The organism is Microbacterium sp. CH-015, assembly GCF_049707015.1.
GTDB lineage: Bacteria > Actinomycetota > Actinomycetes > Actinomycetales > Microbacteriaceae > Microbacterium > Microbacterium aurum.
Genome location: NZ_JBNAFJ010000001.1, coordinates 558,634 through 579,707, shown reverse-complemented (window position 1 = coordinate 579,707; position 21,074 = coordinate 558,634). Strand labels below are relative to the sequence as shown.

Below are 21,074 nucleotides of genomic sequence, written 5' to 3'. Positions count from 1 at the left end.
AACATCGTGCACCCTCCGGGCCGCGCTGTCAATTGCGCGTCTGCGCCGTTACCGAAGTGTCACTTTCGGTGCGCGACCGGACCCGCCGCCGAGTCGCGCACGACCAGACGCGGCGCGACCTCGGGTTCCGCGCGCGGGGCTCCCGCGGCATCCGACGACGCGTCGTTCCCGCCGATCGCCGCGAGCAGCGCCCCCACCGCGCGCTCCCCCAGACCGGCGAAGTTCTGATGCACCGTGGTCAGCGGCGGCCAGCCGTGCCGGGCCAGCGGGATGTCGTCGAATCCGACGACACTCAGTTGCCGGGGCAGCTCGAGGCCGATATCGCGGAAGCCGTGCAAGAGCCCCAGCGCCATCTCGTCGTTGGCCGCGAACACCGCCGTGAAATCGAGTCGCCGCGACAGCTCGAGCGCGGCGCGATAGCCGAAGTCGGCCGTCCAGTCACCGAGAATCGGGGGCCGCGTCGGGAGGTCGGCGTCCGAGAGGGCATGCAGGTAGCCGCGCATGCGACTTTCCGCCTCGATCCAGTCCTGCGGGCCGGCCACGTGGACGATCTCCACATGGCCGAGACCGATGAGGTGCTCGGTAGCCAGTCGCGCGCCGTGCACCTGGTCTTCGGCGATCTCGGCGATGCCGCGTTGCGCCGTGTGCAGCCCGAGGTGCGGGATGCCGATGTCGAGCTCTTCCAGCACATCGAAGACACGGACTTGCGGCGCATGCACGACGATCCCCTCAACGGCCTGTCGGCGCAGATGGTCGACGGCGGCGCGGATCGCCTCGGGGCGCGTGTCGCCGAGGTAGGCGGAGGTGACCCAGTACCCGCGTGCGCGGGCGGCATCCTCGAGCGCCGCGAGGCTCGAGGTCGGGCCGTACTCGCCGCGCGAACCCAGGATGACGCCGATCGTTCGGGAGCGACTGGTGACGAGCGCCCTGGCCGCCTGATTGGGGCGGTAGCGCAGCTCGGCCATCGCATCCAGCACGCGCTGCTTGGTCTCGGGGCGGATCGAGGGGTGCCCGTTCAAGACGCGCGAGACCGTCTGGTACGAGACATCAGCGGCGCGCGCGACATCGCGGATACTCGCGGTGCGCGTCCGCTCCTCGCCTGTGGACACAGTGCCCTCGCCTTCGATGTGCACGTTCACATTACCGCGCGGCGCTGCGAACGACGATCAGCGGGCGCCGCGCCGCCGGACCGCCACCGCGAGGCACAGCACGAGCGTCAGCGCACCCCACACCGCACATGCCGGCGGGAGCATGCGATAGGCAAGGTGCTGCGCCGTCCACGAAGGCGTCAGAGGACCGTATGCGGCGAGGCCGATTCCCCACGCCGCCACCAGCACGACGGGAAGCGACACCCACCACGCGGCCCTCATCCACCCGGGGAGAGCGCGGGTGACGGATGCCGCCGGTCGCCGCCGCGCGAGCCAGCGCGCCCCGTAGAGGGCCAGGATCACGAGGGCGAGGAGGCTCGAGCCGTGCTGCAGCCACGTGTAGCCGGCGAGCGGGCCCCACTGCTCGGCCAGCGCGGGAACGAGGCGCACGCCCCAACGACCCTCGTGCGTGAAGGCGTCCCACACGATGTGCGTGACGACGCCCAGCAGCAGCGAGGCGGCGATCCAGAGTGCGGCGACGGCGGCAGGGCGCTCCCGCGCGATCTGGCGCCAGGTCGCGCGCGCACCGGCATCCCACTCCCCCGGCAGACGACGGGCGAGCACGTCGGGCGACAGTTCGCGCACCGCGGGTCGCAGCAGCCCGTACCAGAGCACGAGGAGGGCGAGCGCGAGCAGGCCGGACAGCAGCAGGTTGGTGTGCGTCGCCTGATAGCTCAACGGCGTGCCACGGAGGAACAGGGGCAGGTCGGGCGTCATCGCGCCGATCGCGATCGCCGCCGGCAGCAGCGGCGTGCGCACGAAGGGCAGCGCGACGACGGCGTGCGAGGGAGTGAACGGCATCCGTCGGGGTCAGACGCCCGCGACGAACAGACCCGCGAGCGTCTTCTTGCCACGGCGGAGCACCGAGACTCCGCCGGGCAGCGTGCCCGCGACGGTCGCCGCCTCGTCCTCAACCTTGGCGCCGTCGAGCGACACGCCGCCCTGCGCGATCGCGCGGCGCGCCTCCGACAGGCTCGAGACGAGGCCGGTGTCGACGAGCGCCTGCACGACCGGGGTGCCCGGCGCGACCTCGGCGTGCGGCAGCTCCTCGAGCGCGCTGCGCAGCGTCTGCGCGTCGAGCACGGTGAGGTCACCACTGCCGAAGAGCGCTTCGGATGCCGCGATGACCGCCTCCGCGGCATCCGCTCCGTGGACGAAGGTCGTCACCTCGAGGGCGAGTCGCTTCTGCGCGGCGCGACGGAACGGCTCGGACGCGACCAACGCGGCGTACTCCTCGATCTCAGCGCGCGTGAGAAACGTGAAGATCTTCAGGCGGTCCACGACGTCGGCATCCGCCGTCGACAGCCAGAACTGGTACATGCGGTACGGACTGCACATCGCTGCGTCCAGCCAGATCGCGTTGCCCTCGCTCTTGCCGAACTTGGTGCCGTCGCTGTTCGTGATCAGCGGGGTGCCGATCGCGTGGACGCTCACGCCCTCGACCCGGTGGATGAGGTCGGCGCCGCTCGTGAGGTTGCCCCACTGATCGCTGCCGCCGGTCTGCAGCACACAGTCGTACTGGCGGTAGAGCTCCAGGTAGTCCATGCCCTGCAGGATCTGGTAGCTGAACTCGGTGTAGCTGATGCCGGCCTCGGAGTTCAGGCGGGCGCTGACGGCATCCTTCTTGAGCATCGTGCCGACGCGGTAGTGCTTGCCGATCTCACGCAGGAAGTCGATCGCCGACAGCGGCGCCGTCCAGTCGAGGTTGTTGACCATGCGGGCCGCGTTGTCGCCCTCGAAACTCAGGAATCGCTCGACCTGCGCGCGGAGGTATCCGACCCACTCGGCGACGGTGTCCTTCGTGTTGAGCGTGCGCTCCGCGGTGGGCCGAGGGTCGCCGATCAGCCCGGTCGAGCCACCGACGAGCCCCAGCGGCTTGTGTCCGGCCAGCTGCAGCCGGCGCATCAGCAGCAGCTGCACGAGGTTGCCCAGGTGCAGGCTCGGCGCGGTCGGATCGAAGCCGCAGTAATACGTGATCGGGTCGCCCGCCAGCAGGGCGCGCAGCGCCTCCTGATCGGTAGACACATGCACCAGGCCACGCCACACGATCTCGTCCCAGACGTTCTCGAACGACGGGTCGTTGGCGGGCGCCAGAGCGCTCACGGCGACGGTTTCAGACACGCGGTCCAGGCTATCAGCGGCGGGCACGGCCCCCGTCCGAGGGCCGTGCCAGACTGACGCCATGGACATCCAGGCCGAGGCGATCGCCATCGCGGTGCTGACGATCTTCCTGTTCCTCGCGCTGTGCGCCGCGCTCGTGCTCGTCACGGTGGCGCTGCGCACGCCGGCGGCCGCACCGCTCGGCGTCGCGGGCGGATTGGTCGTGCTGTGCCTCATCGTCGTGGCGGTGCTCCCGTACGACGTGCCAGTGCTGTTCGGTGCCGTCCTCGCCGTCCTCGGGACGACGCTCGCGACCCTCGGCGGCAACCCGTTCACCCGGTGGATTCTCGGCGTCGCCGACGGCGGGCGCACGGCGGAGGGACCCCGCGGCGGCATCCTGGTCGAGCTCATGGCGGACAGCGCCGCAGCGACCCCGCCTCGGCAGGAGGAGATCCTGCGCGGGGGCACCACGATCGGCTACCTGGAACGGGCATCTGTGACCCTCGGCATCCTCGCCGGCTTTCCCGGCGTCGTCGCCGTCGTCGTGGCGCTCAAGGGCGTCGGCCGGTTCACGGAGCTCGCGACCCCCGCCGCACGCGAGCGGTTCATCGTCGGCACGATGGCGAGCCTGCTGTGGGCGTGCGCGGTGGCCGGTGTCATCCGGCTCGCGATCTGGTGACGCGGCTCGAGTCTCAGGCGCTGCCCGGCACGCGCGCGACGGGGTCTCAGCCGCTGCGGCATGCGCAGCGCGGGGTCTCAGGCGCTCCCCGGCATGGCGCCGAGCGCGCGCAGCCCTTCGATGAGGGCCGCGCCGTCCGCTGTCGCCAGCGCCTGGGACACCGCCGGCTGGGTGATCCCCTCGGCTTCCGCCAACTCGCGCTGGGTGCGTCCCTCCCAGCGCCCGCGGACGAGGCGCCGGGTGCGAGGAGTGAGCTGAGCGAACGCGCGGTCGCGCACCAGCAGCCCGGCATTGGCCACCCGCACCAGCTCGGCAACCTCCGCGGGGGCCTCGTCTGGGGCGGCGACCCAGGTGCGCGCGCTCGGGGCGGCACGACGCGCGAGGCGCTCGACGTGCTCGATCGCCGCGCGGGCCGCCCACCACGCCTCCCCCTCCGACAGCGGACCCGCCGCCGACGGGATGGACTGGATCTCGCCGAGGCCGATGCCGAAGCGCAGTTCGATCGTCTCGGGCAGGGTGAGCTGGAGGAGCAACGTCGCCGTCAGGGCTCCTGCGAGATCGGGATACACCCCCTGCAGCTCGTCGCCCACGGTCGGGAGCATGGCACGCACAGCCCGGGGCCCCGTTGCCGCAAGGTCGGCGAGCGCCGCGTCGAGCGCGCGCTGCGCCGCGACACGGTCCTCGAGCTCACGCGAGCCGACGATATCGGCGATGACGGCGGCGACCATGACATCAGTCTTCCACTGATGTCACCGTAAGATCAAGCTTTTCCCGATAAGTCCGATTCGAGAAGCTCAGGACTTATTGCTTGCAACGAGTTTAGCCAGCGTCACCGCGCAGCGCATGCAGCGCCGCCTGCGCGCGGGCGATGAGCTCGGTGCGTTGCTCCGCCACCCTGACCCCGGCCGTGCCGCCGACGCCGGTGCGGCTCGCCACCGAACCCTCGATCGACAGGACGTCACGGACCGCCGGCACCAGGTGTGCGGAGACCTGCGCGAGCAGCGCGTCGTCGGCATCCTCGAGCCCGATCCCCCGCTCTTCACAGGCGCGCACCAGCGCGCCCGAGATCTCATGCGCATCGCGGAACGGCACGCCCTGCTTCACGAGCCACTCGGCCACGTCGGTCGCGAGGGAGAAACCCGCCGGGGCGAGCTCGGCCATCCGGTCGGTGTCGAAGCGGAGAGTCGCGATCATTCCGGCGAAGGCGGGCAGCACGACCTCGAGGGTCGCGACGGAATCGAAGACCGGCTCCTTGTCCTCCTGCAGGTCGCGGTTGTACGCGAGCGGCAGCGCCTTGAGCGTGGCGAGCAGACCCGACAGGTTGCCGATGAGGCGCCCCGCCTTGCCGCGGGCGAGCTCGGCGATGTCGGGGTTCTTCTTCTGCGGCATGATGCTGGAGCCCGTGGAGTAGCCGTCGTCGAGCGTGACGAAGCCGAACTCGCGGGTGTTCCAGATGATGACGTCCTCAGCGAAGCGCGAGATGTCGACCGCGATCATCGCCGCGATGAAGGCGAATTCCGCCACGACGTCGCGCGAACTCGTGCCATCGAGCGAGTTCTCCGCGGGTCGCGCGAGACCCAGCCGGTCAGCGACGAGCTGCGGATCGAGGCCGAGGGTGGCGCCGGCGAGCGCTCCCCCGCCATACGGTGACACCGCGGCGCGGGCCGACCAGTCGCGCAGGCGCTCCAGGTCGCGCACGAGCGGCCAAGCGTGCGCCTGGAGGTGATGGGCCAGCAGGATCGGCTGGGCGTGCTGCAGGTGGGTGCGGCCGGGCATGATCGCCGTGGGGTGCGCCTCAGCCTGGGCGACGATCGCGTCGATGACCCGCAGGATGTCGCGGGCGATGACGGCGGCGTGGTCGAGCAGGTACAGCCGCACGAGCGTCGCGATCTGGTCGTTGCGGCTGCGGCCGGCGCGGAGCCGGCCGCCGAGGTCGGGTCCGACCTCGGCGATGAGGGCGGCCTCTAGCGCGCCGTGCACGTCTTCGTCGCCCGGCTGCGCGACGAGCGTTCCGTCGGCGATCGCGGCGGACAGCGCGTCGAGGCCGGCGTGCATGCGCTGCTCCTCGTCGGGGGTGAGGTATCCCGCGGCGGCGAGCGCCGCGGCGTGGGCGTGCGACCCGGCGATGTCATAGGGCGCCAGCACCCAGTCGAAGTGCGTGGAGCGGCTCAGCGCCGCCAGCTCTGGCGCGGGCCCGGAGGCGAAACGGGCGCCCCACAGCGCGCCCTCGTTGGTGCCGTCGTGCTTGGTGTCGCTCACCGCACCAGCCTACCGACGGCCGTGGGGTGGGGTGGCGGGGGTGGGGTGCGCGCCGCGGCACCCCCCGTTCAGGGCGCGACGCGCCGCGCGACCCACCCCAACAGCCGCTCCAGCGGTCCACGACCGAGGAGCAGCGCCCACGCGGTGCACGCCGCGAGCGTCACCAGCACGAACGGCCAGAACGGCTGCAGGGCGCGGAAACCCAGGAGGTCTCCCGTGTCGCCGAGCACCGCCGCCGCGATGAGCGCCCACGCGACGAGCTGGCCCACATAGGCCGTCAGCGGCATCGACCCGACGGCGCGCAGCGGCAGCAGCACGCCGCTCGCGCGGGTGCGGCACAGCAGCACACACGCCCCCATGGTCGCCAGCGCGCCCCCACCGGATCCGATGACCTCGAGCAGCCCACCGGAGTGCGCGTCGTCGGCGAGCACCTGCCCGAGAATGCTCCGCGGGTCGAGGGCGGCGAGGGCCGGTATGGCGGATGCCGCGGCCGCCGCGATCGCCGCGACAAGGCCACCCGCGGTCAGCAGCCACGCGGTCCGTCGCGAGCGCAGGTCCGAGCGCCCGGCGGCCATCCCCGCGACGACGAACGCCGACCACAGCGGGAAGGGGTAGTGCCAGCCGAGGATCAGAGCGAGGTCGCCGCCCGTCTCGCCCTGCCACACCGGCAGGGCATTCAGCCACGGCAGCAACCAGGGCACGACCAGCGCGATGACGGCCGCGATGATCCACAGCATCCGCGCGGACAGGCGCAGGAGCGGCAGCGCGATGAGGAACAGCAGCGCGTACGCGGGCAGGATGACGTACACCGGCACGCCCGTCGAGATCAGCAGCGCGCCGATCAGCCACAGCAGAATCGCGCGCACCACCAGCCGCCGCCGCGCCGTGCTGAGCGCCGCGCCGTCGATCGGGCGCGCCCCGCCGGTCACGAGCGCGATCGACACCCCGGCGAGCGTCGCGAACAGGATCGACGAGCGCCCGTTCGCGACATCGATCCAGGTCGCCGGGTCGGCGGGATCGAACGGCGCGATCGTCAGCAGATGCGCCGCGAACATCCCGAGCACGGCGAGGCCGCGCGCCAGATCCACACCAGGGATACGACCGGCGATGCGACCGGGGCCGCTCCGCAGGATGCCGGTGTCTCGCTGCGCTCGCTCGCTCACCGTCCGGGCGGCCTCACTGCTGACGCAGCAGCCAGACGAGCAGCGCCTTCTGCGCGTGCAACCGGTTCTCGGCCTCGTCCCACACGACGCTCTGCGGTCCGTCGATGACCTCGGCGTCCACCTCGTAGCCGCGGTCGGCCGGCAGGCAGTGGATGAAGACGGCACCGGCATCCGCCAGCCCCATCGTCTCGGTCGTCACCTTGTACGGGCCGAGGTCGCGCAGGCGCTTGGCCTTCTCCTCCTCCTTGCCCATCGACACCCACGTGTCGGTGACGATGACATCGGCACCCGCAGCGGCCTCGAGCGGATCGGTGTAGAGCGTGACCGATCCCCCGGTCTGCGCCGCGATGCGGTCGGCATCGGCGACGACGTCCTCCCGCGGTGCGTACTCGGCGGGCGAGGCGACGCGCACGTGCATGCCCGCCGTGACCCCGGCGAGCACGTAGGAGTGCCCCATGTTCGACTTGCCGTCGCCGAAGAAGGCGAGTGTGAGACCTTTCAGCTCCCCCTTGTGCTCTCGGATGGTGAGGAGGTCCGCCAGCAGCTGGCAGGGGTGGAAGTCGTCGCTGAGCGCGTTGACGACCGGGACGGTCGTGCCGCGCGCCATCTCCTCCAGGCCCGCCTGCGCGTAGGTGCGCCACACGATGGCCGCCACCTGGCGCTCCAGCACCCGCGCGGTGTCGGAGGGGGTCTCCTTGCCGCCGAGCTGGCTGTTGGCGGTCGAGATGATCAAGGGCGAGCCGCCGAGGTCGGCGATCCCGACCGCGAAGGACACCCGCGTGCGGGTGGAGCTCTTGTCGAAGATGACGGCGACCGTCTGCGGGCCCTCGAGGGGCTTGAGCTTCCAGCGGTCCTTCTTGAGCGCGACCGCGAGGTCGAGGATCTCCGCCTGTTCGGCGGGGCTCAGGTCGTCATCGCGCAGCAGGTGGCGGGTCACTTCTTCTCCTCGGGGGTCTCGTCGAGCACGAGCGCGTCCTCGACGGTGCGCAGCGCGCGGGTGAACAGGTCGATGAACTCGTCGATCTCGACATCGCCGATCGTGAGCGCCGGCGCGATCCGCACCGTGGCGTCGTTGGCGGCGTTGACGATGAGTCCGTGCTGCTGCGCCGCGGCGACGACGGCGCCGGCGACCGGATGCCGCAGGCTCACGCCGATGAGAAGGCCCCGACCCCGGCATCCGTCGACCAGGGACGACCCGATCGCGTCGATCGCCTCACGCAGCTGGTCGCCGCGGACGGCGGCGTTCTCCACGAGCCCGGCCCGCTCGATCTCACCGAGAACCGCTGTCGAGACCGCGGTGGCGAGGGCGTTGCCGCCGAAGGTCGAACCGTGCGTCCCGGGATAGAACAGCTCGCTGGCCGCGCCGAACGTGATGAGCGCGCCGATCGGGAAGCCGCCGCCGATGCCCTTGGCGACGGTGATCGCGTCGGGGGTGATGCCCTCGTGCTGGAACGCGAACCACGCGCCGGTGCGGCCGGCGCCGGTCTGGATCTCGTCGACGATCAGGAGCGCGCCGTGGCGGGAGGTCAGCTCCCGCGCCGCGGCGAGGAACCCGTCGGGCAGCGGGATGACCCCGGCCTCCCCCTTGATCGGCTCCACGAACAGCGCCGCGACGCGGTCGTCGATCGCCTGCTCCAACGCCTCGACGGTGGAGTCGATGAACTCCACGCCCGGCACCATCGGGACGAACGGCGCCTGCATGTACGGCTTGCCGGTGAGGGCGAGCGTGCCCATCGTGCGGCCGTGGAAGGCGTCCTTCAGGGCGAGGATGCGGGGGCGCCCGGCGCCGCCGTTGTCCGCCGCGCCGTGCAGTCGCGCGAGCTTGAACGCCGCCTCGTTGGCCTCGGCGCCGGAGTTGCCGAAGTAGACGCGTCCGGTCGGTCCGGTGCCGGCCAGGCGCTTCAGCTGTGCCGCCAAGGCCAGCTGCGGCGGTGTCGCGAAGAAGTTCGACACGTGCGCGAGCGTCGCCGCCTGCGTGGCGACGGCGTCGACGAAGACCGGATGCGCGTGGCCGAGCGAGGTCACCGCGATCCCAGCGAGGAAGTCGAGGTAGCGCTTGCCGTCGGCATCCCACAGCGACGACCCCTCGCCCCGCACGAACAGCGCGTACCGGTCGGAGACGTTGTGGACGAGGTCGCGCGCGGCGTCGTCCTGCCAGTGCGTCTGGATCACCTGTTCCGCTGCGCCGCTCATCCGGCCACCACCTCTGTTCCGATTCCCTGTTCCGTGAAGATCTCCACCAGCACCGAGTGCGGCTGGCGGCCGTCGATGATCGCCGCCGTGTCGACGCCGCCGTCAACGGCGTCGAGGCACGCCTGCATCTTCGGGATCATGCCCGACTCCAGCCGCGGCAGCATGGCGCGCAGCTCGTCCGCCGTCAGGTGCGAGACGAGCGAGTCGCGGTTCGGCCAGTCCGCGTAGAGCCCCGGCACGTCGGTGAGGACGACGAGCTTCGTCGCGTCGAGCGCGATCGCGAGGGCCGCGGCCGCGGCATCCGCGTTGACGTTGAGCGAGTGCCCGGGGTTGTCGAGGTCCGGCGCGATCGAGGACACGACGGGGATGCGGCCGGCGGCCAGCTGGTCGAGCACCGGCTGCGGATCGACGGCGACGACGTCGCCCACCGCGCCCAGGTCGTGTTCGGTGCCGTCGATGACGACGCCGCGGCGGCGGCCGTGGAACAGTCCCGCGTCCTCGCCCGACAGGCCCGCCGCGAAGGGGCCGTACGCGTTGATGCGGGCGACCAGCTGCGGGTTGACCTGACCGGTCAGCACCATGCGCACGACGCTCATCGCCTCCGTCGAGGTGACCCGGTAGCCGCCCTTGAACTCGCTGGGGATCGACAGCCGGTCGAGCATCTGCGAGATCTGCGGGCCGCCGCCGTGCACGACGACGGGCTTCACCCCCACGAACCGCAGGTAGGCGATGTCCTGGGCGAAGGCGTCCTGCAGTTCCTCGGACACCATGGCGTTGCCACCGTACTTGACGACGATGATCTGGTCGCGGAACCGCTGCAGCCACGGCAGCGACTCGATGAGCACGGCGGCCTTCTCGGCGGCCTCCTCGGGCGTCGTGTGCTGGAGGTTCTCGGGCGAGACGGCGCTGTCGCTCATGAGGAGTACGCGCTGTTCTCGTGGACGTAGTCGTGCGTCAGATCGTTCGTGTAGATCGTGGCGGATGCCGTGCCGGCCTTCAGATCGATCAGCACGCTCGTCGACCGCGGCGTCAGGTCGACCTCCTCGCGGGGGCGATCGGGCGCGCCCGCGCTGCACAGTCGCACGCCATTGAAGCTCACGTCCACCTCGTAGGGGTCGAAGGATGCCGACGTCGTGCCGATCGCCGCGAGCACCCGTCCCCAGTTCGGATCGTTGCCGAAGATCGCTGCCTTGAAGAGGTTGTTGCGCGCGACGGAGCGCCCCACCTCTACGGCGTCCTCCTCCGTCGCCGCCCCGACCACCTGGATGTCGATGTCGTGGCTCGCGCCCTCGGCATCCGCCTGCAACTGCACGGCGAGGTCGGTGCACACGGCGGTGAGCGCGGCGCGGAACGCCTCCGCATCGGGCGTCACGCCCGAGGCGCCGCTGACCATGAGGGTCACCTGGTCGTTCGTCGACATGCAGCCGTCCGAGTCGAGCCGGTCGAAGCTCACGCGCGTCGCGGCGCGCAGGTGCGCGTCGGCGTCTGCGGCGGTGAGGACGGCGTCCGTGGTGATCACGACGAGCATTGTCGCGAGGCCCGGCGCGAGCATGCCGGCGCCTTTCGCCATGGCGCCGATCGTCCAGCCGTCGCCCTGGTGGACCGACTCTTTCGCGACGGAGTCGGTCGTCATGATCGCGCGGGCCGCGTCGCCGCCGCCGGTCGCACTTAGGTGGGCGATCGCGTCTTCCGTGCCGGCGAGGACCTTGGCGCGGAACACCTCGTCACCGGTGCCGATGAGACCCGTCGAGCACACCAGAACGTCTCCCGCGCCGACGCCCAGCAGCTCCGCGGCGCGCTCGGCCGTCTGGTGCGTGGTCTGGAAGCCGAAGCTGCCGGTGAAGCAGTTCGCACCGCCGGAGTTCAGCACGATCGCCTCGACCGTGCCGTCGGCGATGACCTGCTGCGACCACAGGATCGGGTTAGCCTTGGCCCGGTTGCTCGTGAAGACGGCCGCGCCGACGGTGCGCGGGCCGCGGTTGACGACGACGGCGACATCGGCCTTGCCGGTGGACTTCAGCCCGGCGGCGACGCCCGCCGCCTCGAACCCCTGCGGGGCCGTCACTCCTGTTGCAGACGCTCCTGATGCAGACACGGCGCTCACGGTGCCACTCCGTTCACGGTCAGGCCGGTGGCCTCTGGCAGGCCGAGGGCGATGTTCATCGACTGGATGGCGGCACCCGCGGTGCCCTTGACGAGGTTGTCGACGGCGGTGACGACGACGACGCGGTTCGCGGCACGGTCGACGGCGAGGCCGATCAGCGCTGTGTTGGCGCCCAGCACGTCGGCCGTCCGCGGGAAGTGTCCCTCGGGCAGCACCTGCACGAACGGCTCGTCGGCGTAGGCCTGCTCCCAGGCATCCCGGATCTGCGCATCGGTGACGCCGTCCGCGATCGGCGCCGTCGAGGTGGCCAGGATGCCGCGGGCCATCGGCACGAGCACCGGCGTGAACGAGATGCGGACATCGCCGGTGGCGCCGGCGGCCACGAGCGCCTGCCGGATCTCGGGGATGTGGCGATGCGTGCCGCCGACGGCGTAGGGGTTCGCGGAGCCGAGGATCTCGGCGGCGAGGAGGTTGGTCTTGAGGCTCTTGCCCGCGCCGGACGGGCCGACCGCCAACACGGCGACGATGTCGGAGGAGTCGATGACGCCCGCCGCGACGCCCGGGGCGAGCGAGAGCGAGACGGTCGAGGCGTTGCAGCCCGGGGCAGCGATGCGCGTCGCACCGACAAGCGCCGCGCGACCGCCCGGCAGCTCGGGCACGCCGTACGCCCACGGCTCGTGGAACGTGCCGCCGTAGAAGGCGTCCCAGGCGTCCTGCGAGGTCAGCCGGTGATCGGCGCCGGCGTCGATGACGAGCGGCGCGTCCTGGAGTGCGTCGGTGTACTGACCCGACTGACCGTGCGGCAGCGCGAGGAAGACGATGTCGTGCCCCGCCAGCACCTCGGGCGTCGTCGGCTGGAGCGTCAGGTGCCGCAGCGAGCGCAGATGCGGCTGGTGGGCGATGAGCGGTTCCCCCGCGCTGGATTGGGCGGTGACGGTGCGGATCTCCACCTCGGGGTGGGCGGCGAGCAGCCGCAGGATCTCACCGCCGGCGTAGCCGGAGGCGCCGGAGACGGCGACCGAAGAGGTCATTGTTCAACCTTATTGTCTGGAGACGGTGGGCTCGGAAACGGCGACACCGGCGACTCGACCCGCTTCGCACCGGGTGCGCGGGGAGATCGCGGGGTCGCCTAGAGTCGGCGGCCGGCCAGACGTCGGCGCGCGCGCAGCACCGTGGAGACGGCGAACGCGGGCGAAGACATGCCGTGACCCTAACGCGCGTCGGCGGACTCGCGCAAATCGCGGGGGGGGTGGATGCCGGTGGGTCAGGCGCCGGCGGGGCTATGGGGTGCCGGCGGCAGCGCCGCGATGAGCGCGAGTTCGTCGGCGCGGCTGAGGCCCGCGGCGGCGGGCTCGGCGAGGGGCGCCGACTCATCGGCATCCGGCTCGTCGTCGGCCGCATAGGCCGAGACGCTCGAGACGAACGTGATGTGGCGGGCCCACTCGGACAGCGCCGTGGCAGCGCCGGCGACGTGAGCGGCGCGCGACGAGACGTCGACGATCTCGTCCCAGTCCCGGCCCCGCACGGCGTCGTAGGCGCCCTCGACGTCGCGATCGGCGACGACCAGCCGTGCCCCATACGGCGCGTCGCGACCCCCGCGGGCGAGGCAGGTGACCGAAGCCCCGGCATCCAGCCACCGCTCGGCGATGCGCGAGCCGAGCCAGCCCGTGCCGCCGAGGATGAGGACGTCGGTCATGTCGTCGGGAACGCCTTGATGCGCACGAGCAGGTCCGGACCGGTGCCGTCCAGCGTGCGCCCGCCGAGGTGGATGCCGAGCGCGATCGCTCCCCCGCCGACGACCAGCGCCACGGCGAGCGAGACCCAGCCGAGCACCGCCGATCCGGTGACGAGGGCCGCGATGGCGACACCGAGCGCCGGGATGCCGACGACGAAGCACGCCGCGAGCACGACGAACACCAGCAGACCGCTGACGAACGTCTGCCCCGGCACGCTCTTGAACGGGCTGTCGCCGGGGGCGGCGACCGGCGTCACGATGAGCGCCGACGACACCGCCGTCACGGCGTAGCCCGCCAGCAGCAGGCCGAGGGCCGCGCCGAGGACGGCCGGCAGCAGGTCGACGCGACCGGCGATCACCGTCGTGACGACGCCGACGAGCACCGTCAGCGGCACCCCGACGCAGGCCGCGCCCAGCAGCCGGCCGAGCCGGTCATCGCGGCCGCGGATCGGGGCCGACAGCACCGAGGCGAACGCCGTGCCGTCGTAGGAGATGTCGGTGTAGCCCCCGATGCACAGGATGAAGGCGACGAACACCGCGGATCCGGTGAACATGAAGCCCTGGGTGCCGCCGGTGAAGGCGAACAGCACCGGGAAGATCGGAACGACGAGCAGCTGACGCAGGTAGCGCGGATCGCGCAGCCACCCGGTGAGCGAGCGCGCCCACGTGGCGCCGACGCCGCCGGTCGGCATGCGCCCGAACCATCCCAGCGCCCCCGGCCTCACGGTGCGGGCGGCGGTGCGGTGACTCGTCGTCGCCGCCCGGGCGAGCGCGCGCGCCCACAGCAGCCACAGCACGAGGAGGGTCGCGACCGCGATCGCGATCTTCGCGACCGCGGCGATCCCGGCGCCGTCGGCGATGTCGGCGGGGACGGCCCACGCCGCCGCGAGGGGCGTCCAGCCCAGGATGCCGGAGATCTGCATCAGCTTCGCGCCGCTCGCGCTGGCCGAGCTCAGCAGCGCGAGAGCACCGGTGACGATGGGGCCGGCGAGGATCAGCAGGACCAGCACGATCGTGCCCACCGTCTCCCGCCCTCGCCGGTTGCCGCCGAGTCCGCTGGAGAGCGCGGTCACCAGGCGCGAGGCCACGACGCAGGTGACGACCGCGATCGCGAGACACGGCACGGCCACCACGGCGGCCACGGGCCACCGCAGCCACAGGATCAGCGTCGACAGCGCCGCGAGGGTCGTGACGATGCCGGGGATGCCGGTCAGTCCGGTCGCGGTGAGCGCCGCCATCACCTGCCGCGCGGTCAGAGGGAAGGGGGCGAGCTTCTCGGCATCCACCGTCGTCTCGGTGCCCGCGATGAGGATGGGACCCACGACCCATCCCAGCAGCAGGGCGGCACCGCCCAGCGTCGTCACGATGCGGGCGACCTGGGTGCCGTCCAGCTGCGCGACGGCGACGAGCGCCGCGACGACCATGGCGAGGATCGACAGCGCCCACACGATGCCGAAGCAGAACCCGACGAGCTGCCAGGGCCGGCGGACGAGGCTGTTGCCGAGGATCCGGTACCGGAGCTTCAGGACTGTCGCAACCACTGCGGCCCCTCGCTCGTGTGGCGGCCTCCGACGAGGGAGACGAACCGATCCTGCAGGGTCTCGGCGCCGCGCACCTCGTCGACGGTTCCGGCGGCCAGCACGCGTCCGGCGGCGATGACGGCGACGTGGTCGCACATGCGCTGGACGAGGTCCATGGCGTGACTGGAGATGATGATCGTGCCGCCGGAGGCGGTGTACGAGCGCAGCACGTCCTCGATGTTGGCCGCCGAGACCGGGTCGACCGACTCGAACGGTTCGTCGAGGACGAGCAGGCGCGGCGCGTGGACGAGCGCGCACGCCAGCGCGATCTTCTTCGTCATGCCCGCCGAGTAGTCGGCCACGATCGTGCCGGCGGCCTCACCGAGGTCCATCAGCTCGATGAGGTCCTTCACCCGCCCGGCGATCTCGGTGCGCGGCAGCGAGAACATCATCGCGGTGTACGTGATCAGCTGCTCCCCCCGTCAGGCGATCGAACAGACGCACGCCGTCGGCGAGGTTGCCGATCATGGCGTTCGCCGCGACGGGGTTCGCCCACACGTCCACCCCGTGCACCCAGGCGCTGCCGGCGTCGGGGCGCAGGAGTCCCGTCGCCATCGACAGCGTCGTTGTCTTGCCGGCGCCGTTCGGCCCGACGAGCCCGAAGAACGAGCCCTGCGGTACCACGAGGTCGACACCCGCGACGGCCGTCTTCTCACCGAATCGTTTGACGAGCCCGGACAGGTGCAGGGCGGGGACGGGGGTGGCGGCGGTGTCGGTCATCCTGCCCGAGCCTAGTGAGCCTCGGCATCCGGCGCATCGGGGTGGCGGGCGCGTCCGGTCGCCACCACAACGAATGCGGCTGTCACTCCCGGATGGTGGCGCCATATCGCTCGGCGGCGACGGCGACGCCGGCGAGCTTGGCTTCGGTGGCCTCCGCAGCCGTCAGCGTGCGGTCGGGTGCGCGGAAGCGCAGCGCGAACGTCAGGCTCTTCGTGCCCTCGGCCACGCCCTGCCCGCGGTAGTCGTCGACGAGCCGCAGCGACTCCAGCAGGTCGCCCGCGCCCTCGACGAGTGCGGCGCGCACATCGGCGGCCACGACGTCGACGCCGACGACGAGCGACACGTCCTGCGTCGCCGCCGGGAAACCCGACAGCGAGGCGGCGGCATCCGGCGCACCGGCGAGGGACAGGATGCCGTCGAGGTCGAGTTCGGCGACGTACACCCGTCCCGGCAGGTCGGCGTCGGCCGCGACGGCGGGCAGCAGCTCGCCCACGTAGCCGACCTCGACCCCGGCGACCGACAGGATGCCGGTGCGCCCGGGGTGAAGGGCCGCGCGCTGCCCCTGGGCGACGTCGATGCGCACGCCTGCGGCGGCGCCGATCACCTCGACGGCGGCGAGCGCATCGGCCAGCTCCACCGGCACGGCGGGGTGCGCCGGCTGCTTGGCCTGCAGGTTGCCGGTCAGCAGCACGGCGACGTGGCGCGGCTGCGGCGGGATCGCGGCGTTCAGCTCCGCGAGGGTCTCGTCGGTCGGACGCTGCGCGAGCGGCGGCACCTCGGCGGTGCCGTAGTCCACCCCCGCCTCCGGCGTGAACACGAGGCCCGTCTCGTAGAGGGCGAGGTCGGTGAACCCGCGCGACAGGTTCCGGTGCGCGACCTGCACGAGGCCCGGCACGAGCGAGCGACGCAGGTACGGCGCCTGACCGTCGAGGGGGTTCGCGAGCTTGACGGCGGGCGCGTGCTCCCCCGACGCCGATCCGTGGAGGTCGTTCGCGTCGGCCGTGGCGAACGGGAACGACGGGGTCTCGACGAACCCGGCGGCAGCCAGCGCGTTCGCGACGCGACGGCGGCCCTTCTGCAGCGAGGTCAGGCCGCGGCCGGACGGCGGGGTCGGGAGGATCGACGGGATGCGGTCGAGGCCGTGGATGCGCGCGACCTCCTCCGCGAGCGTCCACTTGTCGGTGAGGTCGGGACGCCAGGACGGCGGGATGACATCCCACCCGGCATCCGCCTCTTCGACGGGCGTGACCTCGCAGCCGATCATCTCCAGCGCGCCGGTGATCTCGGCATCCGTGTAGTCGACGCCGATGAGCGCCGGCACGAACGCTCGGGGCAGCAGGATCGAGGGCAGGAACACCTCGCCGTACAGCGCCCCGCCGAGCTCGGTGTCGAGCGTGCCGCCGGCGAGGGAGACCATGAGGTCGGCGACGCGCCGCGCCGCGACGAACGGGATGAGCGGGTCGACGCCGCGCTCGAAGCGGCGCGACGCCTCGCTGGGCAGCTTGTGACGGCGGGCGCTGCGCGCGATCGTGACGGGATCGAAGTTCGCGGCCTCGATGAGCACGTCCCGGGTCGTGTCGCTCATCTCCGTGGTGCCGCCGCCCATGACGCCGGCGAGGCCGATCGGGCCGGACTCGTCGGTGATGAGCAGATCCTCGGCGCTGAGCGTGCGCTCCTTGCCGTCGAGGGTCACCAGCTTCTCGCCCTCGGCGGCGCGGCGCACCGTGATGCCGCCGGTGAGCTTGTCGAGGTCGTATCCGTGGATGGGGTTGCCGAGCTCGAGCATGACGTAGTTCGTGATGTCGATGAGGATGCCGAGGGAGCGGATGCCGGCGAGCGTGAGGCGCGCGATCATCCACGGCGGCGTGGGCCGGGAGGGGTCGACGCCGCGGACGACGCGGGCGACGAACTCGCTGGCTCCCACGCATCCACGGATGGGTGCCGCGTCGTCGACGGTGATCGGGAAGCCGGAGCCCGGCTGCACGTCGGCCCACTCGTGCGCTGCAGGGTCGCGGAAGGCGGCGCCGGTCGCGTGGGCGTATTCGCGCGCGATGCCGCGGAGCGAGAGAGCGTAGCCGCGGTCGGGCGTGACGTTGACGTCGACCGCGACGTCGTCGAGACCGAGGAGAGCGATCGCGTCGGCGCCGACCTCCGGGTCGAGCCCGAGCTCGGTCAGGCGGAGGATGCCGTTGTGCTCGTCACCGAGCCCGAGCTCCTTCGCCGAGGCGATCATGCCGTCCGAGACGTGGCCGTAGGTCTTCCGCGCCGAGATCGGGAACGGGCCGGGCAGCACGGCGCCCGGCAGCGACACCACGACCTTGTCGCCGACCAGGAAGTTGGAGGCACCGCAGACGATGCCGCGGACATCTCGACCGGTCCCTGAGCTTGTCGAAGGGCCGACATCGACCTGGCACCAGCGGATCGTCTTGCCGTTGGACTGCGGCTCGGCCTCGAAGGAGAGCACCTGGCCGACGACGACGGGGCCGGAGACCTCGAAGCCGACGGTCTCCTCCTCTTCGAAGCCGACCGACACGAGGGCGGCGAAGACGTCGTCGGTCGTGGCATCGGCCGGGACGTCGACGTACTCCCGCAGCCAGGACAGAGGGACGCGCATCAGACCACCATTCCGAACTGCTCACTGAAGCGGACATCGCCTTCGGCCATGTCGCGCATGTCCTGCACGTCGGAGCGGAACATGAGCGCCCGCTCCACCCCCATCCCGAATGCGAACCCGGAGTAGACATCGGGGTCGATGCCGGCGGCGCGCAGCACGTTGGGGTTCACCATCCCGCATCCGCCCCACTCGATCCAGCGGGCACCGCCCTTGAAGCTCGGGTGCCAGAGGTCGAGCTCGGCGGAGGGCTCGGTGAACGGGAAGAAGTTGGTGCGGAACCGGGTCTTCGCCTCGGGTCCGAACAGCTGGCGGGCGACGTGGTCGAGCGTCCCCTTGAGGTTCGCCATCGTGATGCCCTTGTCGACCACGAGCCCCTCGAACTGCACGAACGCCGGCAGGTGCGTCGCGTCGAACTCGTCGGTGCGGTAGACGCGGCCGGGGCACAGCACGTAGATCGGCACATCGCGCTCCAGCATGGAGCGCACCTGCACGGGGCTCGTGTGGGTGCGCATGACGAGGTGACGCGACGGCGGGTCGACGTAGAACGTGTCCTGTTCCTGGCGGGCGGGGTGGTCGACGTCGAAGTTCAGCGCGTCGAAGTTGAACCACTCGTGCTCGAGCTCGGGGCCCTCGGCGATCTCCCAACCCATGCCGACGAACAGGTCGGCGATCTCCTCCTGCAGGAGCGAGACGGGATGCCGGGCACCGACGCGCCCGCGCGGCGCGATGGCCGTGATGTCGACACGTTCCGCCTCGAGCTGCGCGGCGGACTCGGCCTCGGCGAGCGCGGCTTCGCGGGCGACGAGCGCCTGGTTCACCTGACCGCGCGCCTGCCCGACGAGCTTGCCGAACGCAGCCTTCTGATCGTTCGGGACGTTCCGCAGCTGGGCGTTCAGCCGCGCCAGCGGCGAGCCCTCGCCGCTGTGCGCCGCCCGGGCGGCCTTGAGGTCCGCCGTGGAGCCGGCCGCGGCGGTCGCCGCCAGCGCGTCGGCGACGGCGGCATCCACTGCTTCTTGCGTGATCTCGGGTGCGTCAGACACAAGAGCCGAGTCTACCGGCGGGCCGCCCCCTGCCCGTCGCACCCACTCGCCCGCACCCGTCCGCTCGCCCGGTCGCCCGGTCGCCCGGACTATCGACACCCCAACGCAGAATCGGAGATGGTGAACGGATTCGGATGCGCGCGCCGGACGGACTAGACGAGACCGCCGCGGGTGTTCTCCGACCTGCGCGCCTCGGCATTCGCCTGGGCCAAGGCGATCGCCCGGGTCGGATCCGCGGTGTCGTCCGCCGCCCGCGTGCGCGACCCGCGCTTGCCGCCGCTCGCCGTGCGGCGCGCGAGCCATCTGGCGAACCACGACAGCGTGAGGTTGATCGCGAGGTAGATGACGAGGCAGACGAAGAACAGCGAGAACAGGTACTTGTTGCCGAAGTAGCTGGCGAGACGGTTCATCATGACGCGGACGAGCTCGTCGTACGCGACGATATAGCCGAGCGAGGTGTCCTTCAGCAGCACGACGAGCTGGGCGACGATGATCGGCAGCATCTGGCGGAACGCCTGGGGGAACTCCACGAGCAGCTTCGCCTGCATCGTGCGCATGCCGACGCTGAGCGCGGCCTCGCGCTGCCCGCGCGGCAACGCCGCGAGCCCGGCGCGCAGCGCCTCACCGATCAGCGTGCCGTTGTACAGCGCCAGCGCGATCACGACCGCCCAGAACGACCCCGTGGACGCCACGAGGAGGATGAACAGCATCATCAGCAGGACGGGCATGCCCCGCAGGAACTCGAGCACCCACGCCGTCGGGATGCGGATCCACGCGATCTCCGAGCTGCGCAGCAACGAGAACACGACGCCGAGCACGAGCGCGAACGCCGCGGCCACCGCGGCAGCCTGCAGCGTGCCGACGACACCGCGGCCGATCGACTCCCAGACGACCGGGTCACTGAAGATGTCCCAGCGCGAACCGTCGAGGATGGGTGCGACCTTCACCCCGCCCGACTCGCGGGGCTGCGCCAGCATCCACACCACCCAGCCGAGGATCCCGGTGATCAGCGCGCCGCCGACGAGCGAAGCGATGAGCGAGATACTCCGCGCGCGGGGCCCCGGTGCGTCGAACAGGACGCTTGCGCCGCTCATCGCTTCACCACCAGCCGACGCTCGAGCTGCGCGGCCGCGAAACCGAGCGGCACGGTGATGACGAGGTAGAGCGCGGCAGCCGTGGCGAGGATCGGGATCACCATGTTTCCGTTGTCGTTGGCGAGTTGGCGCGTCGCCGCGAAGATCTCCACGACGAAGAAGCCTCCCGCGACCGAGGTGTTCTTCGTCAGTGCGATGAACACATTGATCAGCGGCGGGATGGTCATCCGGAACGCCTGCGGCAGAACGACGAGGGACACGGTCTGACCGAACCCGAGACCGATGCTGCGGGCGGCCTCGGCCTGGCCCACCGGCACGCCGTTGATGCCGGAGCGCAGCGCCTCGGCGACGAACGGAGAGGTGTAGTAGGCCAGCGCCGCGATGGCCAGGGCGAGGTAGGGGACGCGCACGCCGAGGAACGGCATGACGAACGCGAAGAAGAAGAAGACGAGCGTGAGGGGGGTGTTGCGGGCCAGTTCGGTCCACGCCGCCGCGAACCAGCGCAGCGAGGCGACGGGGGAGATCCGCATCGCCGCGATGACCGTGCCGAGGACGAGGGCGAGCACCCCCGAGACCGCCAGCAGGAGCAGGGTCACCCGGAACCCCTCCCAGAAGGTCGGGGCCAAGGACAGGTACTGATCCACC

At 71.6% G+C, this 21,074-nt stretch carries 18 protein-coding genes and 1 pseudogene; 1 reads left to right on the top strand and 18 read right to left on the bottom strand.

Going from position 1 to position 21,074, the window contains the following annotated elements; genetic code table 11:
- Positions 1-59: 59 nt before the first annotated feature.
- The 3 genes from ACPYN4_RS02710 to tyrS are packed head-to-tail and all read right to left on the bottom strand — an operon-like array spanning position 60 to position 3,269.
- Positions 60-1,139 (bottom strand): LacI family DNA-binding transcriptional regulator, encoded by a 1,080-nt coding sequence (locus ACPYN4_RS02710; protein ID WP_239280365.1) that lies wholly within the window; start codon positions 1,137-1,139, stop codon positions 60-62.
- Positions 1,140-1,166: 27 nt separating this feature from the next.
- Complete coding sequence (locus ACPYN4_RS02705) at positions 1,167-1,949, bottom strand: DUF4184 family protein (RefSeq protein WP_424445548.1); 783 nt, start codon at positions 1,947-1,949, stop codon at positions 1,167-1,169.
- A gap of 9 nt (positions 1,950-1,958) precedes the next feature.
- Positions 1,959-3,269, bottom strand: a complete 1,311-nt coding sequence (gene tyrS, locus ACPYN4_RS02700) for a tyrosine--tRNA ligase (RefSeq protein ID WP_239280367.1) — start codon at positions 3,267-3,269, stop codon at positions 1,959-1,961.
- A gap of 61 nt (positions 3,270-3,330) precedes the next feature.
- Here tyrS and ACPYN4_RS02695 point away from each other — a divergent pair, with 61 nt between their 5' ends.
- The gene (locus ACPYN4_RS02695; RefSeq protein ID WP_239280368.1) at positions 3,331-3,927 is read left to right on the top strand and encodes a hypothetical protein; all 597 of its coding nucleotides are present in this window, start codon (positions 3,331-3,333) and stop codon (positions 3,925-3,927) included.
- 77 nt (positions 3,928-4,004) lie between these two features.
- On the opposite strand, the gene ACPYN4_RS02690 is transcribed toward ACPYN4_RS02695, so the two are convergent.
- From ACPYN4_RS02690 to ACPYN4_RS02620, 15 genes and pseudogenes are all read right to left on the bottom strand, one after another.
- The gene (locus tag ACPYN4_RS02690) at positions 4,005-4,655 is read right to left on the bottom strand and encodes a SatD family protein (protein WP_239280369.1); all 651 of its coding nucleotides are present in this window, start codon (positions 4,653-4,655) and stop codon (positions 4,005-4,007) included.
- A gap of 91 nt (positions 4,656-4,746) precedes the next feature.
- Positions 4,747-6,186 carry an argininosuccinate lyase gene (gene argH, locus ACPYN4_RS02685; RefSeq protein ID WP_239280370.1) on the bottom strand — a complete coding sequence of 480 codons (1,440 nt, stop codon included), beginning with the start codon at positions 6,184-6,186 and terminating at the stop codon, positions 4,747-4,749.
- Positions 6,187-6,254: 68 nt separating this feature from the next.
- The gene (locus ACPYN4_RS02680; RefSeq protein WP_424445547.1) at positions 6,255-7,349 is read right to left on the bottom strand and encodes a heparan-alpha-glucosaminide N-acetyltransferase domain-containing protein; all 1,095 of its coding nucleotides are present in this window, start codon (positions 7,347-7,349) and stop codon (positions 6,255-6,257) included.
- 13 nt (positions 7,350-7,362) lie between these two features.
- Positions 7,363-8,286, bottom strand: a complete 924-nt coding sequence (argF, locus tag ACPYN4_RS02675; protein ID WP_239280373.1) for an ornithine carbamoyltransferase — start codon at positions 8,284-8,286, stop codon at positions 7,363-7,365.
- Entirely contained in the window at positions 8,283-9,542 is a 1,260-nt protein-coding gene (locus ACPYN4_RS02670; protein ID WP_239280375.1) for an acetylornithine transaminase, read from the bottom strand. The genes argF and ACPYN4_RS02670 overlap by 4 nt, the downstream gene beginning before the upstream one ends.
- Entirely contained in the window at positions 9,539-10,459 is a 921-nt protein-coding gene (gene argB / locus ACPYN4_RS02665) for an acetylglutamate kinase (protein ID WP_239280377.1), read from the bottom strand. The genes ACPYN4_RS02670 and argB overlap by 4 nt, the downstream gene beginning before the upstream one ends.
- Positions 10,456-11,637 carry a bifunctional glutamate N-acetyltransferase/amino-acid acetyltransferase ArgJ gene (gene argJ / locus ACPYN4_RS02660; protein ID WP_239280379.1) on the bottom strand — a complete coding sequence of 394 codons (1,182 nt, stop codon included), beginning with the start codon at positions 11,635-11,637 and terminating at the stop codon, positions 10,456-10,458. The genes argB and argJ overlap by 4 nt, the downstream gene beginning before the upstream one ends.
- 5 nt (positions 11,638-11,642) lie before the next feature.
- Positions 11,643-12,677 carry an N-acetyl-gamma-glutamyl-phosphate reductase gene (gene argC, locus ACPYN4_RS02655; RefSeq protein ID WP_239280381.1) on the bottom strand — a complete coding sequence of 345 codons (1,035 nt, stop codon included), beginning with the start codon at positions 12,675-12,677 and terminating at the stop codon, positions 11,643-11,645.
- A 233-nt stretch (positions 12,678-12,910) separates the two neighbouring features.
- Positions 12,911-13,342: an NAD-dependent epimerase/dehydratase family protein gene (locus tag ACPYN4_RS02650; RefSeq protein ID WP_343224520.1), complete on the bottom strand. Its 432-nt coding sequence runs from the start codon at positions 13,340-13,342 to the stop codon at positions 12,911-12,913.
- Positions 13,339-14,922 (bottom strand): hypothetical protein, encoded by a 1,584-nt coding sequence (locus ACPYN4_RS02645; RefSeq protein WP_239280383.1) that lies wholly within the window; start codon positions 14,920-14,922, stop codon positions 13,339-13,341. The genes ACPYN4_RS02650 and ACPYN4_RS02645 overlap by 4 nt, the downstream gene beginning before the upstream one ends.
- Positions 14,904-15,681, bottom strand: a pseudogene (locus ACPYN4_RS02640) (ABC transporter ATP-binding protein). The gene ACPYN4_RS02645 and the pseudogene ACPYN4_RS02640 overlap by 19 nt, the downstream one beginning before the upstream one ends.
- Before the next feature lie 82 nt (positions 15,682-15,763).
- Positions 15,764-18,295: a phenylalanine--tRNA ligase subunit beta gene (pheT, locus tag ACPYN4_RS02635; protein WP_239280385.1), complete on the bottom strand. Its 2,532-nt coding sequence runs from the start codon at positions 18,293-18,295 to the stop codon at positions 15,764-15,766.
- Positions 18,295-19,335: a phenylalanine--tRNA ligase subunit alpha gene (gene pheS, locus ACPYN4_RS02630; RefSeq protein ID WP_239280387.1), complete on the bottom strand. Its 1,041-nt coding sequence runs from the start codon at positions 19,333-19,335 to the stop codon at positions 18,295-18,297. Before pheS ends, pheT begins: the two co-directional genes overlap by 1 nt.
- Before the next feature lie 152 nt (positions 19,336-19,487).
- Positions 19,488-20,429 (bottom strand): amino acid ABC transporter permease, encoded by a 942-nt coding sequence (locus tag ACPYN4_RS02625; RefSeq protein WP_424445546.1) that lies wholly within the window; start codon positions 20,427-20,429, stop codon positions 19,488-19,490.
- On the bottom strand, positions 20,426-21,073 hold the full coding sequence (locus tag ACPYN4_RS02620) for an amino acid ABC transporter permease (protein ID WP_076691212.1): 648 nt from the start codon (positions 21,071-21,073) through the stop codon (positions 20,426-20,428). The genes ACPYN4_RS02625 and ACPYN4_RS02620 overlap by 4 nt, the downstream gene beginning before the upstream one ends.
- Between the last annotated feature and the right edge of the window lies 1 nt (position 21,074).

What these genes read in the sequence shown, in the direction of transcription:
- pheT (WP_239280385.1), bottom strand. Translation starts at nt 18,295, where the DNA reads ATGCGCGTCCCTCTGTCCTGGCTGCGGGAGTACGTCGACGTCCCGGCC.
- argB (WP_239280377.1), bottom strand. Translation starts at nt 10,459, where the DNA reads ATGAGCGACAGCGCCGTCTCGCCCGAGAACCTCCAGCACACGACGCCC.
- ACPYN4_RS02650 (WP_343224520.1), bottom strand. Translation starts at nt 13,342, where the DNA reads ATGACCGACGTCCTCATCCTCGGCGGCACGGGCTGGCTCGGCTCGCGC.
- ACPYN4_RS02625 (WP_424445546.1), bottom strand. Translation starts at nt 20,429, where the DNA reads ATGAGCGGCGCAAGCGTCCTGTTCGACGCACCGGGGCCCCGCGCGCGG.
- ACPYN4_RS02695 (WP_239280368.1), top strand. Translation starts at nt 3,331, where the DNA reads ATGGACATCCAGGCCGAGGCGATCGCCATCGCGGTGCTGACGATCTTC.
- ACPYN4_RS02690 (WP_239280369.1), bottom strand. Translation starts at nt 4,655, where the DNA reads ATGGTCGCCGCCGTCATCGCCGATATCGTCGGCTCGCGTGAGCTCGAG.
- ACPYN4_RS02705 (WP_424445548.1), bottom strand. Translation starts at nt 1,949, where the DNA reads ATGCCGTTCACTCCCTCGCACGCCGTCGTCGCGCTGCCCTTCGTGCGC.
- argC (WP_239280381.1), bottom strand. Translation starts at nt 12,677, where the DNA reads ATGACCTCTTCGGTCGCCGTCTCCGGCGCCTCCGGCTACGCCGGCGGT.
- ACPYN4_RS02670 (WP_239280375.1), bottom strand. Translation starts at nt 9,542, where the DNA reads ATGAGCGGCGCAGCGGAACAGGTGATCCAGACGCACTGGCAGGACGAC.